The organism is Gluconobacter sp. (assembly GCF_047722525.1).
GTDB lineage: Bacteria > Pseudomonadota > Alphaproteobacteria > Acetobacterales > Acetobacteraceae > Gluconobacter.
In genome coordinates, this window is sequence record NZ_JBDNYY010000013.1 from 31,840 (window position 1) to 51,425 (window position 19,586).

A 19,586-nucleotide genomic window follows, 5' to 3' on the forward strand; every position below is an offset into this window, starting at 1 on the left:
ACCCCGCACGACCATGAGACACAGCATACCCGTCGTCCTTGCCCTACTGGTTGCGTCCACGGCCTCTTTCCCTGCCATTGCTGACGCCCAGACGCTTCAGGAGGCCCTCGCCCTCGCCTACCAGAATAATCCGACACTGCGGGGCGAGCAGGCCAACCAGCGCGCCGTCACCGAAAACTCCGCACAGGCACGCTCGGGCTGGCGACCGACCGTGCAGGTCAACCTGGATGCCTCCTACCAGCAGGGGCCGTATACCGGGGCCTTTGCGCTCGGATCCTATACGTCGAACTCAGCGCAAGGCTATGTGTCGGCCCAGCAGACACTTTATTCCTTCGGCCACGTCGCCAATCAGGTCCGCGCGGCCGATGCCCGCTCACGCGCGGAACAGCACCAGCTCAGGCTCGTCGAGTCACAGGTCTTTACCAACGTCGTCACGGCCTACATGAATGTATTGCGGGATCGGAACATCCTTGACGTGCGGCGGGCGGATCTGGAGATGCTGACACGGCAGGTCCAGTTGACGACTTCACGCTACAATCTCGGCGGCCAGCCATCCGAACAGGTCACGCGCACCGATGTCGAACAGGCGGAAACGCGCCGAAGATCAGCGGAAGTCGCCGTCACGCAGGCGCGGGCCACGCTCGCAGCATCTGTTGCGCAGTTTCGTGCCGTCATCGGCGCGGACCCGGACGAACTGACCATGCCCGCCAGCCTGCCCGGCCTGCCTGCGACACTGGATCAGGCCCTGAAAACCGCGCTCGCGCTCAATCCGCAGCTCGTCCAGATGCAGGAGACAAAGAAAGCCACATCCGCCGACATCGACACCGCCCGCTCGCAATGGGGCCCGCAGATTCAGGTTCAGGGCACCTTCGGGACGATCGGGCCAGCCTCTCCGTTCCGCGGAGGCCAGTATGGCGAGGAGGTGACCGGTCTCGTCGAGCTCGTCCAGCCGATCTATAACGGAGACCTGTACAACTCCCAGATCCGGCAGGCCCGAAACCGGGACGAACAGGCCCGCGAGAGCATTGAACTCGCCCGACGCACCGCCCTTCAGGACGTCGCGACCAACTGGCATGCCGTCGAAAACGGGCTGGAAGCCATCCGGGCCGGGATTGCGGAAGTCAGGTCCGGCGAAACCTCCCTCAAGGGATATCAGATCGAATACGGCTACGGACTGCGCAGCACGACCGACGTGCTCTATGCCGATCAGAACCTGCGCTCGGCACAGGTGGAACTCGCCAGCAGCCGTCATGACACCATCGTTGCCGAAGCAACGCTGCTGGCCGCGATGGGTCGGCTTCAGAGCGGCGACCTTCTGCCCAACCTTCCCCATTATGACGCAGCGGCGAAACTCCAGCGCGCCCGTACGCGCGGCTGGGAACCGCTTCAGGCACCGATCTCCGCCATCGACAAGGCCGGCTGGTAAGAGAGGAAAACACTCATGTTCGCAGATACCCTCAGGGCAACCTGGCGCACCCTCTCTGGTCAGAAACGCTATACGCTCCTCAACCTGTCGGGCCTCGCGCTCGGCATCGCCGTGTTTCTCACGATGGCGCTGATCGTGCGTTACGAAAACAGCTACGATACCAGTTTTCCGAACCCCTCCCGTCTCTACGTCGTGGACGAGGCATTCCGCCCGGCCGGCCACGCACCGGCCGACAGCGATTTCATCAGCTTCGTGCCTTTCCCGTTTCTCAAACAGGATTTTCCGGAAATCAACGCCGCCATACGGCTCATGCAGGAAACGCTGGTGGTGCGCGCCGGGAAAACACTGGCGCAGGAGCGCGTGACGATGACGGACCCGGATTTCTTTTCCGTCTTCGAACTACCGCTTCTCGTCGGAGACCGATCTACTGCGCTGGATGGCCCCGGAAAAGTCGTGATTTCGACCGACATGGCGCGCAAGTATTTCGGCACGGAACAAGCTCTGGGAAAGCGGCTGCGCATTGATAACGGTCAGGCGGAAGCAATTGTCACCGGTATTCTGGCACCGCAACCCCCAAACCAGACAATGAAATTCGATTTCATCGAGATCATCCCGACAAGCTGGCTCTCCAAATATGCCTTCACGAACTGGGGTTCGATGTGGGGCACGATCTGGACCCGCATCGACGATCCACGCGCCATCCCCCGCATCCGGGCCGGACTGGCACATTATCCCTACCAGCATCCCGGCCACTGGACGAAAGACCTGCTGCAGGAGATGTTCGGTAGCGGAGGACTGGATCTGCTGCCCCTGAAAGAACTCCATTTCCACGCAGCAGACATCGGAGAAGGCGGAAACAGCCGCACTCTGGTGCACATTCTTGGACTGATCGGCCTGGCCGCACTGGCAACGGCCATCATCAACTACGTCAATCTCGCCACAGCACGTTCAGCCTTGCGCGCCCGCGAAGTTGCTGTCCGGAAAGTACTTGGAGCAACGCGTCCGCGCCTGATCGCACAGTTCATGACCGAAGCCTATCTGATGGTCATGATCGCCGCCGCGCTGGGCACAGCGCTTACGGAGCTTGCGCTGCGCTGGGTCAATCTGTGGGGCGGCTGGGATCTGTCGATGGACTGGAGTTTCATTCTCGCAGTCAGCACGCTGGTCGTTCTGGTAGCGGGAACACTTGCGGGTTTCTACCCTGCCCTGGTGATCTCCGGCTTTCGTCCAGCCGCCGTTCTGGCTGCCAGCAAGACCCCCGCAGGCGGTCGCATCGAAAGCGGGCTGCGTTCCCTGCTGGTCGTGCTCCAGTTCAGCTTCGCCATGACACTCGCGATCTGTAGTCTCGTCATGGATCTTCAGGCACAGCACGTCAGAACGCTGGATCGAGGGATGACACAGGACGGCCTGATCATCATTCCATCGCTTGACGACTCCTCTCTCGTCAGCCGGCAGAAAGAGATCATCGCGCGTCTGGCGCAGGTTCCCGGCGTTCGTGTCGCAACCCGCTCGGATATTTATCCCTATAACGCTGTCAATAACGAAGACTGGCTTCGTGTAGGCCATTCCGAAAAGCACTCCTTAAACTGGGGCCGTGCCGCGGAAGGATATTTCGATGCGATGGGGGCACATCTTCTCGCAGGACGCTTCTTCGATACCCATCATGGGCAGGATTACCCGAGCAATCCATTTCTTGCCGGGAATGGCACCAGCGTGATTCTGTCTCGTCTTGCAGCGGAGCGCCTCGGTTTTGCTTCGCCGCAGGATGCCATCGGAAAGGACGTTCAGGAGGCAGGAAGTCCCCAGACCTACAACGTCATCGGTGTCATCGACGATATCAGGATTCATAAGGCAAGTGCTCCCATGAGGCCTCTGCTTTTTATGGGCGCGTCCGGCTCTTTTTCCTATATTGGCGGCCTGATCCGCTACAATGGTGCCACCGCGCAGCTCGAAATGAATCGCCTGGCGAAAGCATGGGCCGAGGTGGCTCCTGATGTCGCATTCTCTGCCCAAACGGCATCCGATATCTTCGCGGATGACTATCGCTCGGACGAAAGCCATGGCGCGCTATTCGGCATCGGTTCAACCGTGGCGATCGGTATTGCATGCCTTGGGCTCTATGGCCTCTCCGCATTCAACGTCTCGCGACGGCGTCAGGAAATCGGAATCCGCAAGGTTCTTGGCGCTGGAACGCGGGATGTCCTGCGCCTTCTCCTCACCCAGTTTCTCCGCCCGGTCGTCTTTGCGAGTCTGATTGCGTGGCCCGCGGCCTGGGGGCTCATGCGGATCTGGCTATCGTCCTTCGACGACCGGATCAGCCTGACGCCTCTGCCATTTCTCGGAGTCACGGCAGCCGCGATCATCATCGCCATACTGACGATTATCGCCCAGACCCGACGCATCGCAAAACTCCCCCCCGCAATCGCCCTGCATCAGAGCGGATAAAAAATCGCTACCAGCGATAATTTCCGGTTTCAGCCTTATTCTTGATCTCACAGATCGGCAATCTTGCTCCCCACCGGAAATTCCTTCTCTCCGCAGAGAAGGAATTTCCGAGGCTCAGGATCCATTGATTTGATGTAGAGAACTGTCTCAGGCTCTGCGAGGAGCCTGAAGATGAGTGACCTGTATTGGCTGACGGACGAGCAGATGGCTCGTCCTGAACCGTTTTTCCCGAAGAGCCACGGGAAACCTCGCGTAGATGACCGTCGCGTGCTGAGCAGGATCATCTTTATCAACCGGAACGGCCTGCACTGGCGCGACGCACCGGAGGCGTACGGTCCACACAAGACGTTTTACAACCACTGGAAACATTGGGGAGCCATGGGTGTTTTCGTCTCGATGATGAAGGGTCTAACCCTCGGTAAAGACGTTTTTCGGGCGAGAGGGATCAGGGCATGTGTTCCCGGGAGAAATCCCGCGACCGCATCACGATCATGTTTAGAAGGCTCTGGGACTGGAGACGTATCGGCCATGCGCTATGACAGAGGCCCACCATCTTCTTCTCAGCCCTCCGTCTCGCTGCAACCGTGGTGTTCTGGCTATGAGGCATTAGCTTAGTTCATGCTTCTTCTGCCGACTGCATCTCCGACAGAAATACCACGCGACACAAGATCATTGATCGATTACCAAGCAGCGGATCGTCCCAAAACGGCCGAGGGGTTACAGACCACAGATAGACGATCGCAGCCTTCAGCACGGGGTCTGGCACTTGGCCAGCAGTTACAACACCAGTCCAGAAAGACCTAGCGCCTTCCTCTGCAGCCCATGCTTTATGGCAAATAATAGAACTAGTTACGCATCTCTTATTGCTATAGTTGGAACATATTTTTTTATGTTGCGGCAAACAGAATATGGTTTGACATTCATATTATATATTTGCCTCAATGTAGGAGCGGGGCCTCGGGGTCACCGCTTCCGATTGTGGTTGGTTCAGCATTTCCAAGTCGTCATCCGGCGTAAGGCCGTACGAGAAAGGTTGAGCGATGAATGTCAGGGATCTGGAATACTTCATTTCTGTAGCGGAATGTGGTTCGTTCTCCCGTGCGTCGGTCCAGTTGGGCCGCCCTCAACCCGTGCTCAGCCGGCATATCCGTGAACTTGAGACCGAACTGCGGGTTCCACTCCTTTATCGAAACGGTCGTGGCGTCGTCATGACACAGGCGGGTGAACGCCTGAAGGAGCTTGGTGCCACGATCATCCGCCAGATCCAAGAAGCACAGAGCCAGATTCGCCACCTTTCACCGGACCATCTGGACTCTGCCGCCATCGGAATGCCTGCGAGCGTCAGCGCCATTCTTCTGCCCCCGCTCGCCCGTGCCCTGCGTGACGCCCATGCGGATGCCGAACTCCGTTTTCTTGATGGCTGCAACGGCGATCTGCTGAACAGCCTGAATGCCGGTTCGCTGAATGTCGCACTGCTTTATGATGCGCCAGGGATTGCACACCCCAATCTGGAAGCCGTGCTCTCACAGCCTCTCTATCTCATCGAAACCTATACGGCCGGACTGGAAACACCAGATACCGATGTGACCATCGAAGCCGCTGAACTTGCCAGCATCCCGCTGGTTCTTCCTGGGAAACGCCATGGCCTGCGGCAGATCGTCACCGCATGGGCCAACCGGAACGCGCTTGATCTGACTGTACAGTGCGAATGTGATTCCTATTCTTCCATGCTTCAGGTGGTCTCTTCCGGCATGGCAGCGACCCTTCTGCCAGCAGCATCCCTGAAACGCGAAATTCTCTCCGGCTATTTTCGCTGCCGACTGATCACGAAACCCGCACTCTACCGCACCATCGCACTCGCGGCATCCCAGAGCCGGCCGGTCAACGCCGGACTTGTCACTCAGATCAAGAAAATGATCGAAACGGTTCGGGACGATTTCCTCTGGCCGCAGATCCCTGGAAGCCCGGAGGTAAACCTACGTGCACTCCCCGCGCCCCCGCTGAATGGCACCTTACAGGCCGTAGAAGAGATCGTTCTCTGAGGCCATTCAGGACGAATGACCTACCCCGCTGCTTTCAGACTGAAATCCTGAGGTATTCCTGCGGTTTCTGTGAAACACCGCGGATTGCAGTCACTTCGAACTCCACCTTCAGGTCATCGCGCGCCAGCGGCGTGCAGGCCATTGTCGCGGCCGGATCAATTCCTCTGAAAACCTCTCCCAGAACCAGCGACACAGGAGCCATGTTGGCGCGATCCGGAACATGTGTGATGATTCGCACCACATCGGCGAGCGACGATCCCACAGCATTCCGCGCCCCCTCGATCGTCTGAAGTGCGCGCCGGGCCTGAACCGCCACGTCAGGCGAGATTTCCCGCGTCCTGTAGTCGACACCCGCCGTATTGGCGACGAAAAGCATGTCCCCCACGGGCACCAGTCGCGAATAGCTGTTGCGCTCTTCGTACATGCTTCCTGATTTGACCTTGATGATATCCGGCATCTGTCTTTCTCCGAAAAAAAGAGGTCTCATCAAAAAGTATTGCTCACCGCAGCATTTTTTTCCTTCCATAACAGCTATACATAAAACCGCCTTGGTCCCCTTCCAGCGTCATGGAACAACATGGACTGGACCTTTCAGCACAGGAATTCGCATCATGACTGAACAACCCATTATTTCCCTGGGCCGGGACGTCGCTATGCCTCAGTTGGGGCTGGGTGTCTGGCAAACTCCTGTCGATCAGACGGCAGATGTCGTCAAATGCGCAATTGCTGCTGGCTACCGCGCTGTCGATACCGCCGCGATCTATGGCAACGAAGAAGGTGTCGGAACGGGCCTGGAAGGACACCCCGAAATTTTCCTCACAACCAAGCTCTGGAATACGGATCAGGGCTTCGACAAAACCCTCCGCGCCTTCGACGTAAGCAGCCGCAAGCTGGGCCGGGCGTCAGTCGATCTCTACCTCATACACTGGCCGGCACCGCGCCTCGATCTCTATGTCGAAAGCTGGAAGGCCATGATCCGCCTGCGGGACGAAGGCCGCGTTCGCGCGATTGGTGTCTCGAATTTCACGCAAACCCATCTTGAACGGGTCATCGGGGAAACGGGTATCACCCCGGCGCTCAACCAGATCGAACTTCATCCCGAGTTCCAGCAGCACAGCCTGCGGGACTTTCATGCCTCAAAAGGCATCCATACCCAGTCCTGGAGCCCGCTTGGACAGGGGCGCACGCTGAACAGTCCGATCATCGGGAAAATCGCGGAGAAGCACGGCAAATCTCTGGCGCAGGTCATCATCCGCTGGCATCTCCAGAGCGGCCTGATCGTGATCCCGAAATCGGTCACGCCCTCCAGAATTGCTGAGAACATCGCCGTTTTCGATTTTACACTCGACGCGGATGATATGGCGCAGATCGCGACGATGGACCGCCCCGACGGCCGCATCGGTCCTGACCCTCTGACGGCAGATTTCTGAGGCCTTCAGGTCCTATTCGGGAACGAACCCGGATAGGACCTCTCAACGACATGTTGAAGCAGGGATTAACGACCTGTTTCAACAATGAGATTAAGATGTGGCTCGACGACGGCACGTGTTCCCGGCGGCAATACCGTCGTCGCGTCCATCTGTTCGATGATTGCCGGCCCGGCGACCTCATTCCCACTCCTGAGCAGGCTGCGTTCATAGATAGGGCACGACACAAAGCCTTCCGTCTCAGGAAACCACACGTCGCGCGCGCCCGTAATGGCGGACTGCGCATCAGGTCCGGCATCCGGATGTGCCGTGAATGCGGCTTTTTCCACCTTCCCGATCGCCTCGATACGGAAGGTCACGAACTGAACAGGGTCCGTCTGTGACGCAAAGCCGTATTGCGCTTCATGTGTCGCGATGAAGCTGCGGACCATATCGGTCACACTCTCATCGCTCATGGTTTCGATCGAAATCGGCATGTCCACCGCAAGTTCGTAATTCTGCCCGACATAGCGCATATCCGCGCTCATCCTGAGCCCGCGATCTTCCTCACGGACATTTTCCTGAGCAAACCAGTGATTGGCCTGTTTCAGCAGATCCCGGAAGATCGACACAATATCGGTATACATTCCCGGATGCGCGACCATGATCTGCGTGCTTGAGAAATCCGCCCGCAGGTCTGTCAGCAACAGGCCAAGTGCACACATCACCCCGGGTGTCAGGGGAATAATGACACGCTTCATGTCCAGCTCCTGTGCCAGACGTACTGCATGCAGCGGCCCTGCTCCACCCAGCGCCATCAGGGCATAGTCACGCGGATCATGACCCTTCTGCACACTGATGACACGCACGGCGCGTGCCATATTGGCGGTCACGACCGAGATGATCCCCTGCGCCGTCGCCATCACGTCCATGCCGAGCTCCCCGGCCAGAAGACCAATACGCTCCATGGTCAGATCCCGCCGGATCGCCATACGGCCGCCCAGCAGGAATTCCGGATTGAGGGTCTGCAATGCGACGTTGGCATCGGTTGTGGAGGGTATGAGGTTGCCCTGATCATAGCAGACGGGTCCGGGAAAAGCGCCGCAGCTCTGGGGGCCAACCTTCAGCAGGCCGCCATTGTCACGATAGGCCAGCGAACCGCCCCCTGCACCGACCGTATGGATATCCAGCATGGGCGCCTTGACTGGATAGCCATGCACTTCCGCTTCACCGGTCAGACGGCACGTCCCATCCTTCAGCAGGGCAACGTCGGTACTGGTTCCCCCCATGTCAAAGGTGATGATGTTGGGGATGCCGATGACGCGTCCGATGGCCTGCGCCGCGACAACACCGGTGGACGGCCCAGAAAGAACCGTTCGTACCGGCAGGGCACGGGCCAGATCGAAACTGATGACACCACCATTGGACTGCGTAATCCGGGGCGCAACCGAGAGACCCAATTCCAGAAGACGCGCACCCAGGCGGGCAATATAGACTTCCATGACCGGACCGAGATAAGCGTTCACAGCCGTCGTCGAGAAACGCTCATATTCACGGAACTCAGGGGCGACCTGATAGCTTGCGCAGGTAAAGGCCTCGGGAAACTCCTCCCGGACGATTTCATAGGCACGGCGCTCATGCTCAGGCTTTATGAATGCATACAGAAAGCCGATCGCCACTGCCTTGACGCCGGCTTTTTTCAGGGCCCGTGCCGCATCGCGCACGCTTTCCTCATCAAGCGCGACTTCCACCGTGCCATCGTGCCGCACCCGTTCCGGCACCTCGAACCGCAATGCCTGAGCCACCAGGGTTTCCGGCTTGTCTTCCTGCGTATCATACAGGCTCGGACGCTGCTGGCGGCCAATCTCCAGAAGATCACGAAAGCCATCCGTGGTGATGAACCCGGTCAGCGCGCCCTTGTGCTGGATGAGCGCATTCGTACCGACAGTTGTCCCATGGCCCAGAAAGCTAATCTCCGAAGTTTCGGCCGAAACCGTTTTCAGTCCTTCGGTGATGCCGGTCAGAATTCCGCGTGACGGATCATCCGGCGTCGAAGAGACTTTCCAGATCGAAAACCTTTTCGATTCCGTATCATAAAGACAGATGTCACAGAACGTTCCACCAGAATCGACACCAAGTCTCCACGCCATTTTCCGCTCCGCTCATTGATTGCGTCGTGATCTGTTGAGGATACCCACCTGTTACGGCGCGGAATAAGACCCGTTTTGAAATAACAGCTATGCCAAGACACGCCGCAAAGAGTCATGGCACGTCTTGTCATCGATAAAAAACGACCCTGTTTTCAGTTCGAGGACGAAAAAAGATGGCGCCGAAGGTCATTCCCGTAAAATCGGATGAAAACCTGCCCGAAGCTGTCGATGTCGTCGTGATCGGCGGCGGCATTATCGGTGTAACGACCGCCTTTTTCCTGGCGCGTGCAGGCGTTTCCGTCGCACTCTGCGAAAAAGGCGTTGTCGGGGGCGAACAGTCGAGCCGAAACTGGGGCTGGACGCGTGTCATGGGGCGCGATGAACGTGAACTTCCTCTGGGAATGAGCAGCCTGAATCTCTGGCGCGAGATGAACAGACTGACCGGGCGCGAAACCGGCTTCCGTCAGTGCGGCATCCTCTATGCCTGTGACAACGAAAAACAGCTCGACGAATTCCGGAACTGGAAAGATATCGCCGACCGGTACCAGATTCAGACAACACTCATGAATGGCGCTCAGACGGCCGAGATGGCAGCAGGATCACAGCGCGCCTTCCAGGGCGGTCTCTTCTGCGGCACGGACGGCAGGGCAGAACCGACAATGGCCGCATCGGCCGTCGCCGAAGCCGCGCGGGAGCACGGCGCGGCAATTCTGACGCATTGCGCCGTCCGCGCCCTGGATCGGCAGGGCGGCCGGATCTCGGGCGTCGTCACCGAACGTGGCCGCATCAGATGCAGCACGGTCGTTCTCGCCGGGGGGGCATGGTCGCGGCTTTTCGGGGGGAATGAAAGCATCAACCTTCCCTCGCTCAATGTGCTCGGCAGCGTCATGCGCGTGGACAATGTGGAAGGCGCTCCGGAAGAAACGGTGGGCGGCAGCGACTTTGCCTTCCGGCGCAACATTCAGGGCGGCTACAATATCAGCCGCCGGAACGCGAGTGTTTCGGAAATCACCCCCGATTCCTTCCGTCAGCTGCGCCAGTTTGCCGGCTCCTATCTGAAGAACCACAAGGAACTGCGCCTGCGTCTGAGCCGGGCCTTCCTGGACGAATGGAAAATGGAGCGTCGCTGGACACCCGACAGTGTCACGCCTTTCGAAAAAATCCGCACACTGGACCCCGAGCCATCACACGGCCTGCTGGAAGAAGCCGCACGGATCATCAAACGCGATTTTCCGCCCTTCCGCACCATGCGTGAAGTGGAACGATGGGGTGGGATGATCGACGTCACGCCCGACGCCGTGCCCATCATCGACCGTGCCGAAAAAATTCCGGGGCTGGTTCTGGGCGTGGGTTTCTCCGGTCATGGCTTCGGTATCGGACCAGGTGCCGGAAAGCTGTTGTCCGAGATTGTCCGGAACGTGACGACCTCTGTTGATCCGGCCCCCTTCAGCTTCACACGTTTTGGCTAACCTTTCCTGTCTTCTCTCACTATCCTGACGACGCATCGGAGATCCCGCATCATGACCTCTTTCCAGCGCATCGCCCTCGACCCTGTCACCGTCGAAATCATCGGAAGCGCGCTCGCTTCCGTTGTGGAAGAGATGGGCGAGGCTCTCGTCCGCACCAGTTATTCAACGAACATCAAGGAACGCCGCGACTGCTCCACCGCCCTGTTTGACCAGTTCGGCTATACCCTGTGCCAGGCCGAACACATCCCGATGCATCTGGGATCGTTCATCGAATTCATCCCCCTCGTCATGGACCGTTATCCCACAGCCCAGATCGAACCGGGCGATGTGTTCATCGGCAATGATGCCTTCGTAGGCGGCGGCACGCATCTGCCGGACATCGTGCTGGCCGAACCGATTTTCATGGACGGGGCGCTCGTGGCCTGGGCCATCAACACGGCCCATCATTCGGATTTCGCCGATCGGGGTGATGCCCATATCTTTCAGGAAGGCATTCGCATTCCGCCGATCAAGCTCTACAAGCAGGGGGTTCTGCAACAGGACGTGCAGGACCTGATCCTCCTGAACTGTCAGGTACCGGACGAGCGGATCTCCGACCTTCGCGCCCAGATGGCCGCAAACCGGCTCGGTGTCAGCCGTTTCAAGAGCCTCTGCACGAAATACGGCGTTGACGTCATGATCAGCGCAGGTCTGACCCTTCAGGATTATGCCGAACGCAAGATGCGCGCGGGCATCGCAGCCATTCCGGATGGCACCTACACGGCCTCCGACCTGTTCGAAACCATCGACCATCCCGAGATCATGGAAATCGGCTGCCAGATCACGATTACGGGCGATGAAATGACACTCGCCTTTCAGAGCCCGCCGCAGGTCCGCGCCAATCTCAACATGACGCGTTCGGCTCTGCTGGCCACCGTGTATTACGCCATAAAATCGATCGTCGATCCGACGATCCCGCCCAATGCCGGTCTGGCCCGCCCGCTGCATGTCGAGACTGAATCCGGAACCCTGCTCTGCTGCGCCCTTCCCGCCGCCGTCATGGGACGGATTTCGACGTGCCAGCGTGTTGTTGATGTCATCATGGCAGCACTGGCCCCTGTCTGCCCCGAAAGCATCACCGCAGCGACCAATGGCTGCGTCGGCTCTGCAACCTTCAGCGGAACACGCAAGGGCAGCAACAAGTTCTGGATCTATCTCGAGACCATCGGCGGCGGGTCCGGTGCGCGCTACAACAAGGATGGTCTGGACGGCGTTCAGGCGCATCTGACCAACACCTCAAACCTGCCCATCGAAGCGCTGGAGACGGAATACCCGCTGACCCTGCTGCGATACGAACTGGTCGAAGGCTCAGGCGGAAACGGCAAATTTACCGGCGGCCGGGGCCTGCGTCGCGTTTACCGGGCAGAAGAGGAATGTTACGTTTCCACCAGCATGTCCCGCCTCTCGACGGCACCCTGGGGCCTGAATGGTGGCGGTCCGGGTGGTATGGCACAGGTGAAATGCACGGCGCCGATGGTCCGTGGCGATGCCACACTCGCTCCCTCGGATATCGTGGAAATCGTAACCCCCGGCGCGGGCGGCTACGGAACACCGGACGCTCTCTGACCCCTGACAAGGAGATCACATCATGTCGGAACAGTGCTCTCCCCTTCCCTCCGGGCGCGTTGCCCTCATCTCGGGCGCATCCCGGGGGATCGGCCGCGCCATTGCGGAGCGTCTTGCAGATCAGGGCTGGCGCATCAGCGCCGGTATGCGGGACGTGGATGGAAGCTGGCTTTCAACGCCCCATCTGACCTGCCCGTATGATGCTGCGGATCCAGCTTCGGAAGAAGCCTGGGTGGCAGAAACGATACGTGTGTTCGGCCGGATCGATGCCGTGATCCTCTCAGCAGGCATCATGATCCCCGGGTCGATCCTTGAAACCGACGACACCGATCTGGAGCGTATGTTCCAGGTCAACGTCCGCTCTCCCACACGGCTGGTCCGAGCAGCATGGAGCGCCCTTGCGACTGGTGGGCAGGGGCGCGTCGTGCTGCTGTCCTCCATGTCAGGAAAGCGCGTCAAATCCGCGCGATCGAGCACTTATGCCATCACGAAATTCGCTACGTCCGGCCTTGCCGCCGCAATCCGGCGCACGGGTTGGGACAGCGGAATCCGTTCCATCGTGGTCTGCCCCAGCTTCGTCGCCACAGACATGACGCGGGACGTCGCAGGCTGGGCACCGCAGGACATGACACAGCCTGCCGATATCGCTGTCATGGTCACAACAGCGCTCGACCTGCCCAATACGGCCAGCGTCTCCGAACTCTGCTTCACCTGCCAGGATGAAGACATGGCCTGATCGCAGGACAGGGGACGATCAGAGCCCCGCCGTCAGGACAGGAACTCGATATAACTCCTGATTTTCTCAACGATCTGTCCGGTTTCGTGGTCAGACAGTTCATCCGTCGGTTTGGCAACGGTCACCGCCGCCCGGCATGTCCCGTCTCCTTCGAGGATGGGCAGGGAAATACCGGATATGCCCTGGATCACTGCGTTACGTCGGGAATCGTAGCCCGCCTCACGAACGTGATCCAGAAGATCCTGCAAAGCCTCAAGGTCAACATTCAGTTCCTGATAGCGCGATGCGTTCGCCTGCAGGATCGCCAGCTGGTTGTCCGGGTCCTGATTCGCCAGAATGACCGTGCTTCCCATGCCATAACCCAGCGGCAGACGCCCCCCCAGCCCGTCATGACCCAGAACGGGCAGACGGCTGTCGGTGATGTACATGTCAGTAATGATCGCATCCAGACCCGTACGCTCAAGCAGAAACGCCGAGGCCCTGAACTCCCGCCCCAGCAAGGCGAGATAGGGCTTCCACTGCCGGATACGCTCCACGGGATTTGTCCTGAACCGTCCCAGCGCCAGAGCTGCCGGGCCGAGACGATAGCGGCCCCGCTGGGCCGCCTGCACAACCAGACCATGTCTTCGCAAGGCCTGCAGGGACCGGTGGACGGCCGATTTTTCTGCTGAAACAAGCTCGGCCAGTCGGCCCAGCGCCAGTCCCTGCGGCCCGTGTTCGTTCAGAATCATGAGAAGCTGCGCGGCGCGATCGGAGTTCTGGGAATACTGCGCCTGCTTCGCAGCGGGGGCATCCTGTACCGGCGTCTTTCGCGTCGATGCTCTCTCCTGGACGAACGACACCGATGTCACCACGCTATGTTCCTTCAATAGGCCGTTCCGGATGCGTGCCCGAACAGCAGATCGCACCGATCATCCCCGCAATGAATGGCAGAAGAAGAGCCATGGACCAGCTTCCTGTCATCCTGACGATATACACCATGACGATTGGCGCAACACCACTGGCCGCATTTCCCCAGAACGTCGTCCATCCGGCCACGATCCCCGCCTGCCCGGACGTCAGGTCCTGAACGGAGGTCCAGATGGAAATCTGGCTGAGGCCCGAACAGCCCAGGGCAAGTCCGAAAATCACGATCATGCCCGTCACATTCTGTACATGATCGCCCACCAGAAGCAGCGTACCGCAACAGAACGTCCCGATCATGCCCATAGGCGTCCGGGCCTTCCACACGGACCCCGTCCGCCTGAGCACAGCGTCCGCGATCATGCCGCTCAGGAACACGGAAACGTAAAGGAAGGCCCATGGCAGGGAATACAGCCATCCCATCGACGTAAACTGAAGATGCCGGTGATCCATGAGATAGAACGGCATCAGCGTCAGGAAAAAGGACTGGATGGTCAGCAGGCACATGTAATGAACGCCGATAAACCAGAACTGCCGTGAGCGCAGAAACCGTTTCATGGGCACACGGTCTGCCTCCGGCTTCACGTCTTCGACCGTCGGCTCCTCCGTGGCCGGCCGATCACGCATGAAGATGCTCCACAGGCAGCTCCAGATCACGCCCCCCACGCCAAAGACGTAAAACCCGAGCTTCCAGGAGTAATGCGCCGTCATCTGCGTCAGCATCGGGCCACCGATCACCGATCCCAGATAGAGAAAACCCAGAAGAACCGCGTTCGCCCGAGCCCGCCGTCGGGGCTGGAACCAGTTGTTGATGGTCACGATGCTCGAAGACCAGTCAGGAGACTGTCCGACCCCCATCGCAAGACGGATCAGCAGGAAGCTGGCAAACGAACTGCCCATGGGCGTCAGGATCGTTGCGACCGACCATGCGAGACAGCCGATAAACAGGCATTTTCTGGGACCGTAACGGTTCACCAGGGCGCCGGCCGGAATCTGAAGCAGCGCGTAGGTCCACAATACGCTGGCAATGATGATGGAAATCTGGACGAGGGAGAAACCGAATTCCGCCTGTATCCGGGGCGCTGAAAGCGTCATGGCCTGACGGTCCAGCGACATGAGCAGATTGATCGGCGCCACCAGGGCAAAAAGGATGACCCAGCCACCGCCCCAGGACGTCCGGACAGGACGCATCCCGAATTCGTCGACAAGACCCGCGTCAATTTCGCTCAAACTGCCCTGCCTCCCCCGTCGTTCCCCCATCATGTTGGTTCCCTTACGAAACGTTCAGGACAACAGTATGCAATTTCCTGATGTGCGACCAGTATATCAGTTATACACCCGGCCCGGCCGTCAGAACGATTTACCTGCAGTTTTTGAATAACAGCTATGTGTTGGATTCCGGCGCCCTTCAGAAGATGCTTTCAAAATCGTAACGACAGCAACCCCGCTCCACCGATCGCAAACCGCTGCGAGCCCTGAAACCGGAGATCATGTCAGTGGCATCTTTCACATTCTCCAGACGCCTGTCGGCAACCACACTCCTGTTTGCAGCCAGTGCAATGTCCCCCATAGGCGCGCAAAGTGCCACGTCCTCCGCGAAGAACACGCAACCTCACAACAGACATAGCACTCCCCCCGCATCCCCGCCGAGCCGCAAACAGGCAAGCGCAATCACAGTTCAGTCCGATCCCGAACAGATCCATGTCTCAGCCGGACGGCGCATGGCGGGTGGCTTCATGAAACGTCAGGTCGCCCCGGAGTCCACAAGCTCCATCACTGCTGCGGCCATTGCGCGCAAATCAGCCATCGCCTCGCCGTTGCAACTCGTCTCCACCCTGCCAGGTGTCAACTACGGCACGCAGGATGCGTTCGGGCTGAGTATCCGCAACACGATCAGTGTTCGCGGCTTCCAGCAAACACAGTTGGGCTATACGATCGAAGGTGTCCCGGGTGTCGATCAGGCCTATTACAATCCTTATACTGAAACATATGCCGACAATGAGAATCTGTCTGACATCACGCTGATTCCCAGCACCTCACGGATAAACGACCCGGTTCAGTCCTCCTCGGGTGGTGAACTGATCGAGACCGTGCGGGATCCTTCAGAAAAAGCCGGTGGCATGATCTCCTATGCGGCGGGATCCTACCGCTCGCAACGCGTATTCGGACGGCTCGACAGCGGTTATATTGGCCATTCCGGTATCCGCCTGTTCGGCTCCGCATCGTATACTGCCGCTGACATATTCGCCGGTTCGGGACGCAGCAACAAGACACATGTCGACTTCAAGGCGCTCAGGGAATGGGGCTCTATCGGCCGCAGCAGCCTGTTCGTTTCTTACGATGCCTGGAAGAATGCACGTAGTAACCCTTATACGCTTGCAGCCTATGAAAATGCCACAAAGACGAACAATAATTTTTCCGTAGGGAACTACGCTTCCAGCTATATCCCTGGAGTGACGACCAACTACTGGAAGAACTACCTCTATCACCGCAACAGCGTTCTGATTTCATTCCAGAACGAGTTTTCGCTCGCCCGTCACCTGAACCTGCATATCACGCCCTATTTCCACTGGAACTTCTCCAACAGCCCGGGCCAGACTTCGCTCAACCCTGCCTCCCTTTATTCGGGAGACCAGCGCGTTACTCTGGATACGTCCAACCTGACGCTCGTCAATGGACGCGTCAACGGTCTGGCCAATACGGCGCAGCGCGAATACGAGACAGGCGTCAACACCTATGTCCAATATGATCCGATCCACAGCAACCACCTGATTTTCGGCTACTGGTTCGATCACTGGAACATGGATGCAACCTCCGGTGTGACGCCTCTGGATATTAGCGGAAACGCACCCAGCTATATGGGCAAGGACCTGCTTTACGCCACAAATGGCAGCCTCATCGCGGGCGCAAAATATCAGATGTCCACGATGATCAACAACTTCTACGTTTCGGACACGCAGAGCTTCTTCGATGACAGGCTTAAAATTACTGCCGGCGTGAAGGAGATGATGTTCTACGTTTCCGGAACCAACCAACTCGCCGGGCCACAATACCATTTCTCCCAGGCCATAACGCAGCCCATGCCGCGCGTATCGGTGTCGTACAACATCAACAAGGACATGCAGGTCTATATCAATGGAACAACCAACGCACGGCCACCCGTCCCACTGTCCACCTATCCCAACATCTACAGCACTGCAACTGGAGCGATCTCCCAGAGCGGCTCGAACAATGCCCGTATGGAATACACGATTAGCGAAGAACTGGGCTTTCGTTACTACGGTGCTTTCAATTTCGACGCAGCGTTTTTCAATGCCAACCTGACGAACCACCAAGTCACGACTCAGGCCTTCATCAACGGCGCATCAACCAACATCGCCATCGCAGCAGGCGGCCAGACCGTACGCGGTGTGACAGCAGAAGCATCCCTTCATCCATTTTACGGCTTTGCGCCTTATGTGAACGGGCAATATCTCCATTCCACGATGGACAACAATTTCAACACGGCCTCGGGCACTCTGCGGACTGCCGGAAAAATTGCGGTTTTCAGCCCGAAATTTATGGCCAATGTCGGCGTAATGTACACAAAAGGACCGTTCTTCGCCAACGTAACGTTCAAATATGTTGATTCCCAGTACTCCACCTTCATGAATGATCAATCGATGCCTGCCTACAAAACCGTCGATCTAGGCTTAGGTTACCACTTCCCAAAATGGTTTGTCCTACATGAGCCAGTCCTTCGTCTGAACTTCATGAACCTGACGAACAAGGCTTATCTCGGCGGCATCAGTACCGTCGTCGCCAATGCACGACCAACGCGCGCCACGAACGGACAGATCGTCGCAGGCTCAACACCTGCCTACTTCCTCGCAGCCCCCATGACCTTCGTCATCAACATTTCGTCGTCCTTCTGAGTGGAACCAGACGTTCCACCGCTGGATCAGAACAACAATTAACGCCGCTCTGCGATGACCTCTCGCAGGCCAGCGTTTCATTTAAAACCAACACCAGACAATCGCGCCACACATCACTAGGTGGAGGGTTCTAAAAACCTCTTAGGTTACTCTGCCTGAGATCCGATTCACTTCCTGCCTTTGGGGTAAGTGGCTGAGAGAACAGGCATGGCACGAGGCGATCTGACGGATCAGGAATGGGCAGTTATTGGTCCGCTTCTGCCGCCTGAACGCGGACGTTGGGCTCGACCATCCGGAGACAGTCACCAGTTTCTCAATGGTATGCTGCATGTTCGGCGAACGAGTTGCCTCTGGTGGGACATGCAAGAGCATTACGGCAAGTGGAACTCCGTGTATGTCCGCTTTCGCCGTTGGGCTGAACAGGGCGTGTGGGACGCTCTGTTGCAGACCTTGTGGATCTCAGGCTGACCGATGACTGGCAGCATATGCTCGACAGCACCGTAGTCCGTGCCCATTCGTAGGCCAATGGGGCCAAAGGGGGACTCATGCAGAAGCTTTTGGTCGGTCACGCGGCGGCTTTACGAACAAAATCCACGCCCGATGCGACAATCAGGGACGTCCTCTCGGCTTTGTCCTCACCGGTGGGCAGGTGTCGGACTATAAAGCCGTAAATGCCCTGCTGGACCCTCCGGCTCCAAACCCCAAAGCCATGCTGGCTGATCGGGGCTATGACAGTAACAGCTTCCGCTAGGACCTGCTGATCCACGGGATCCTGTCGGTTATTCCCTCACGAAAAGGCCGCAGCGTTCCACAGAAAACAGACTGGCGACGTTACAGGGACCGCAACCGCATCGAGCGGATGTTCAACAGGCTCAAGCAGATACGCCGCATCGCGACCCACTACGACAAGACCACCTTGTCCTTCATGAGTTTCCTCAATATCGCCGCAGCAAGGGTGAAGATGAAGCTTGCTGCGATGTGGATTGCAGACATTAATGTATGAGCGCAGCGATCACATCTGGTTGCAACACGTCGCCAGTCTTTCAGCTTTGCAAACATGTTTTCGATCAGATAGCAATTTTTATACCGATGCGAGTTGTAAGGCAGCTTCGATTTCCGTCTGAGAGACAAATGGAGCGGATTGAGTCGTTTTTCCCTCTGGCTCACGGAGTGCCATGCGTGGATGACCGGCGTATTCTGAGCGGGATCGTGTATGTGAGCCTTTTATGAGGCCGCGCATATACATCGCAATGGCGTCGCCCAGATCGCGACCTGAAGGCAGCGTGACCGATTCCTGCCCTTCCCGCCTCTCTGGCGGCACACCATCCCACGCAGCGTTGCTACGTGAGATTTCGTTTCCTGATGATTCCAGTTGGCATCGTAGAACGCAGAAAGCCCGCTCGGAGAGCGGGCTAACTACTTGATTCTTAATGTGATTCATGGTTGCGGGGGCAGGATTTGAACCTGCGGCCTTCAGGTTATGAGCCTGA

16 protein-coding genes and 2 pseudogenes are annotated in these 19,586 nt (G+C 58.1%); 13 read left to right on the forward strand and 5 right to left on the reverse strand.

The window, feature by feature from the left end; all coding sequences use genetic code 11:
* The first annotated feature begins 13 nt into the window (after positions 1–13).
* From ABF859_RS11640 to ABF859_RS11660, 5 genes and pseudogenes are all read left to right on the forward strand, one after another.
* Positions 14–1,426, forward strand: coding sequence for a TolC family outer membrane protein (locus ABF859_RS11640; protein ID WP_415527951.1), 1,413 nt, complete (start codon positions 14–16; stop codon positions 1,424–1,426).
* A 15-nt stretch (positions 1,427–1,441) separates the two neighbouring features.
* Complete coding sequence (locus ABF859_RS11645; RefSeq protein WP_415527952.1) at positions 1,442–3,871, forward strand: ABC transporter permease; 2,430 nt, start codon at positions 1,442–1,444, stop codon at positions 3,869–3,871.
* Positions 3,872–4,042: 171 nt separating this feature from the next.
* A pseudogene (locus ABF859_RS11650) lies at positions 4,043–4,282 on the forward strand (transposase); the annotation flags it as partial.
* A 30-nt stretch (positions 4,283–4,312) separates the two neighbouring features.
* A pseudogene (locus ABF859_RS11655) lies at positions 4,313–4,473 on the forward strand (IS5/IS1182 family transposase); the annotation flags it as partial.
* 438 nt (positions 4,474–4,911) lie between these two features.
* The gene (locus tag ABF859_RS11660) at positions 4,912–5,913 is read left to right on the forward strand and encodes a LysR family transcriptional regulator (RefSeq protein WP_415527953.1); all 1,002 of its coding nucleotides are present in this window, start codon (positions 4,912–4,914) and stop codon (positions 5,911–5,913) included.
* Positions 5,914–5,947: 34 nt separating this feature from the next.
* Here ABF859_RS11660 and ABF859_RS11665 read toward each other — a convergent pair whose 3' ends face one another.
* Positions 5,948–6,370 (reverse strand): Rid family hydrolase, encoded by a 423-nt coding sequence (locus ABF859_RS11665; RefSeq protein WP_415527954.1) that lies wholly within the window; start codon positions 6,368–6,370, stop codon positions 5,948–5,950.
* A 154-nt stretch (positions 6,371–6,524) separates the two neighbouring features.
* On the opposite strand from ABF859_RS11665, the gene ABF859_RS11670 reads away from it, so the two are divergent.
* On the forward strand, positions 6,525–7,343 hold the full coding sequence (locus ABF859_RS11670; RefSeq protein WP_415527955.1) for an aldo/keto reductase: 819 nt from the start codon (positions 6,525–6,527) through the stop codon (positions 7,341–7,343).
* 65 nt (positions 7,344–7,408) lie between these two features.
* Here the strand turns inward: ABF859_RS11670 and ABF859_RS11675 are convergent, their stop codons facing one another.
* Positions 7,409–9,469 carry a hydantoinase/oxoprolinase family protein gene (locus tag ABF859_RS11675; RefSeq protein ID WP_415527956.1) on the reverse strand — a complete coding sequence of 687 codons (2,061 nt, stop codon included), beginning with the start codon at positions 9,467–9,469 and terminating at the stop codon, positions 7,409–7,411.
* A 173-nt stretch (positions 9,470–9,642) separates the two neighbouring features.
* On the opposite strand from ABF859_RS11675, the gene ABF859_RS11680 reads away from it, so the two are divergent.
* From ABF859_RS11680 to ABF859_RS11690, 3 genes are read left to right on the forward strand one after another with little or no spacing between them, the layout of a single operon-like run.
* A complete protein-coding gene (locus tag ABF859_RS11680) occupies positions 9,643–10,938 on the forward strand; it encodes an NAD(P)/FAD-dependent oxidoreductase (protein WP_415527957.1) in 1,296 nt (431 codons plus the stop codon).
* A gap of 51 nt (positions 10,939–10,989) precedes the next feature.
* A complete protein-coding gene (locus tag ABF859_RS11685) occupies positions 10,990–12,543 on the forward strand; it encodes a hydantoinase B/oxoprolinase family protein (protein WP_415527958.1) in 1,554 nt (517 codons plus the stop codon).
* Between the two features lie 22 nt (positions 12,544–12,565).
* Positions 12,566–13,279: an SDR family NAD(P)-dependent oxidoreductase gene (locus tag ABF859_RS11690; protein ID WP_415527959.1), complete on the forward strand. Its 714-nt coding sequence runs from the start codon at positions 12,566–12,568 to the stop codon at positions 13,277–13,279.
* 32 nt (positions 13,280–13,311) lie between these two features.
* On the opposite strand, the gene ABF859_RS11695 is transcribed toward ABF859_RS11690, so the two are convergent.
* The gene (locus ABF859_RS11695; RefSeq protein WP_415527960.1) at positions 13,312–14,133 is read right to left on the reverse strand and encodes an IclR family transcriptional regulator; all 822 of its coding nucleotides are present in this window, start codon (positions 14,131–14,133) and stop codon (positions 13,312–13,314) included.
* A 1-nt stretch (position 14,134) separates the two neighbouring features.
* Positions 14,135–15,412 carry an MFS transporter gene (locus ABF859_RS11700; protein WP_415527961.1) on the reverse strand — a complete coding sequence of 426 codons (1,278 nt, stop codon included), beginning with the start codon at positions 15,410–15,412 and terminating at the stop codon, positions 14,135–14,137.
* A 266-nt stretch (positions 15,413–15,678) separates the two neighbouring features.
* On the opposite strand from ABF859_RS11700, the gene ABF859_RS11705 reads away from it, so the two are divergent.
* The 4 genes from ABF859_RS11705 to ABF859_RS11720 all read left to right on the forward strand — a co-directional run bounded on the left by ABF859_RS11705 (position 15,679) and on the right by ABF859_RS11720 (position 19,099).
* Positions 15,679–18,096, forward strand: a complete 2,418-nt coding sequence (locus tag ABF859_RS11705) for a TonB-dependent receptor (protein ID WP_415527962.1) — start codon at positions 15,679–15,681, stop codon at positions 18,094–18,096.
* 207 nt (positions 18,097–18,303) lie between these two features.
* Complete coding sequence (locus tag ABF859_RS11710; RefSeq protein ID WP_415527963.1) at positions 18,304–18,564, forward strand: transposase; 261 nt, start codon at positions 18,304–18,306, stop codon at positions 18,562–18,564.
* A 7-nt stretch (positions 18,565–18,571) separates the two neighbouring features.
* Entirely contained in the window at positions 18,572–18,847 is a 276-nt protein-coding gene (locus tag ABF859_RS11715) for a transposase (protein WP_415527964.1), read from the forward strand.
* A gap of 99 nt (positions 18,848–18,946) precedes the next feature.
* Positions 18,947–19,099 carry a hypothetical protein gene (locus tag ABF859_RS11720; RefSeq protein WP_415527965.1) on the forward strand — a complete coding sequence of 51 codons (153 nt, stop codon included), beginning with the start codon at positions 18,947–18,949 and terminating at the stop codon, positions 19,097–19,099.
* 78 nt (positions 19,100–19,177) lie between these two features.
* On the opposite strand, the gene ABF859_RS11725 is transcribed toward ABF859_RS11720, so the two are convergent.
* Positions 19,178–19,586, reverse strand: a 409-nt coding sequence (locus tag ABF859_RS11725) for a hypothetical protein (protein ID WP_415527966.1), incomplete at its 5' end; no start/stop codon positions are given.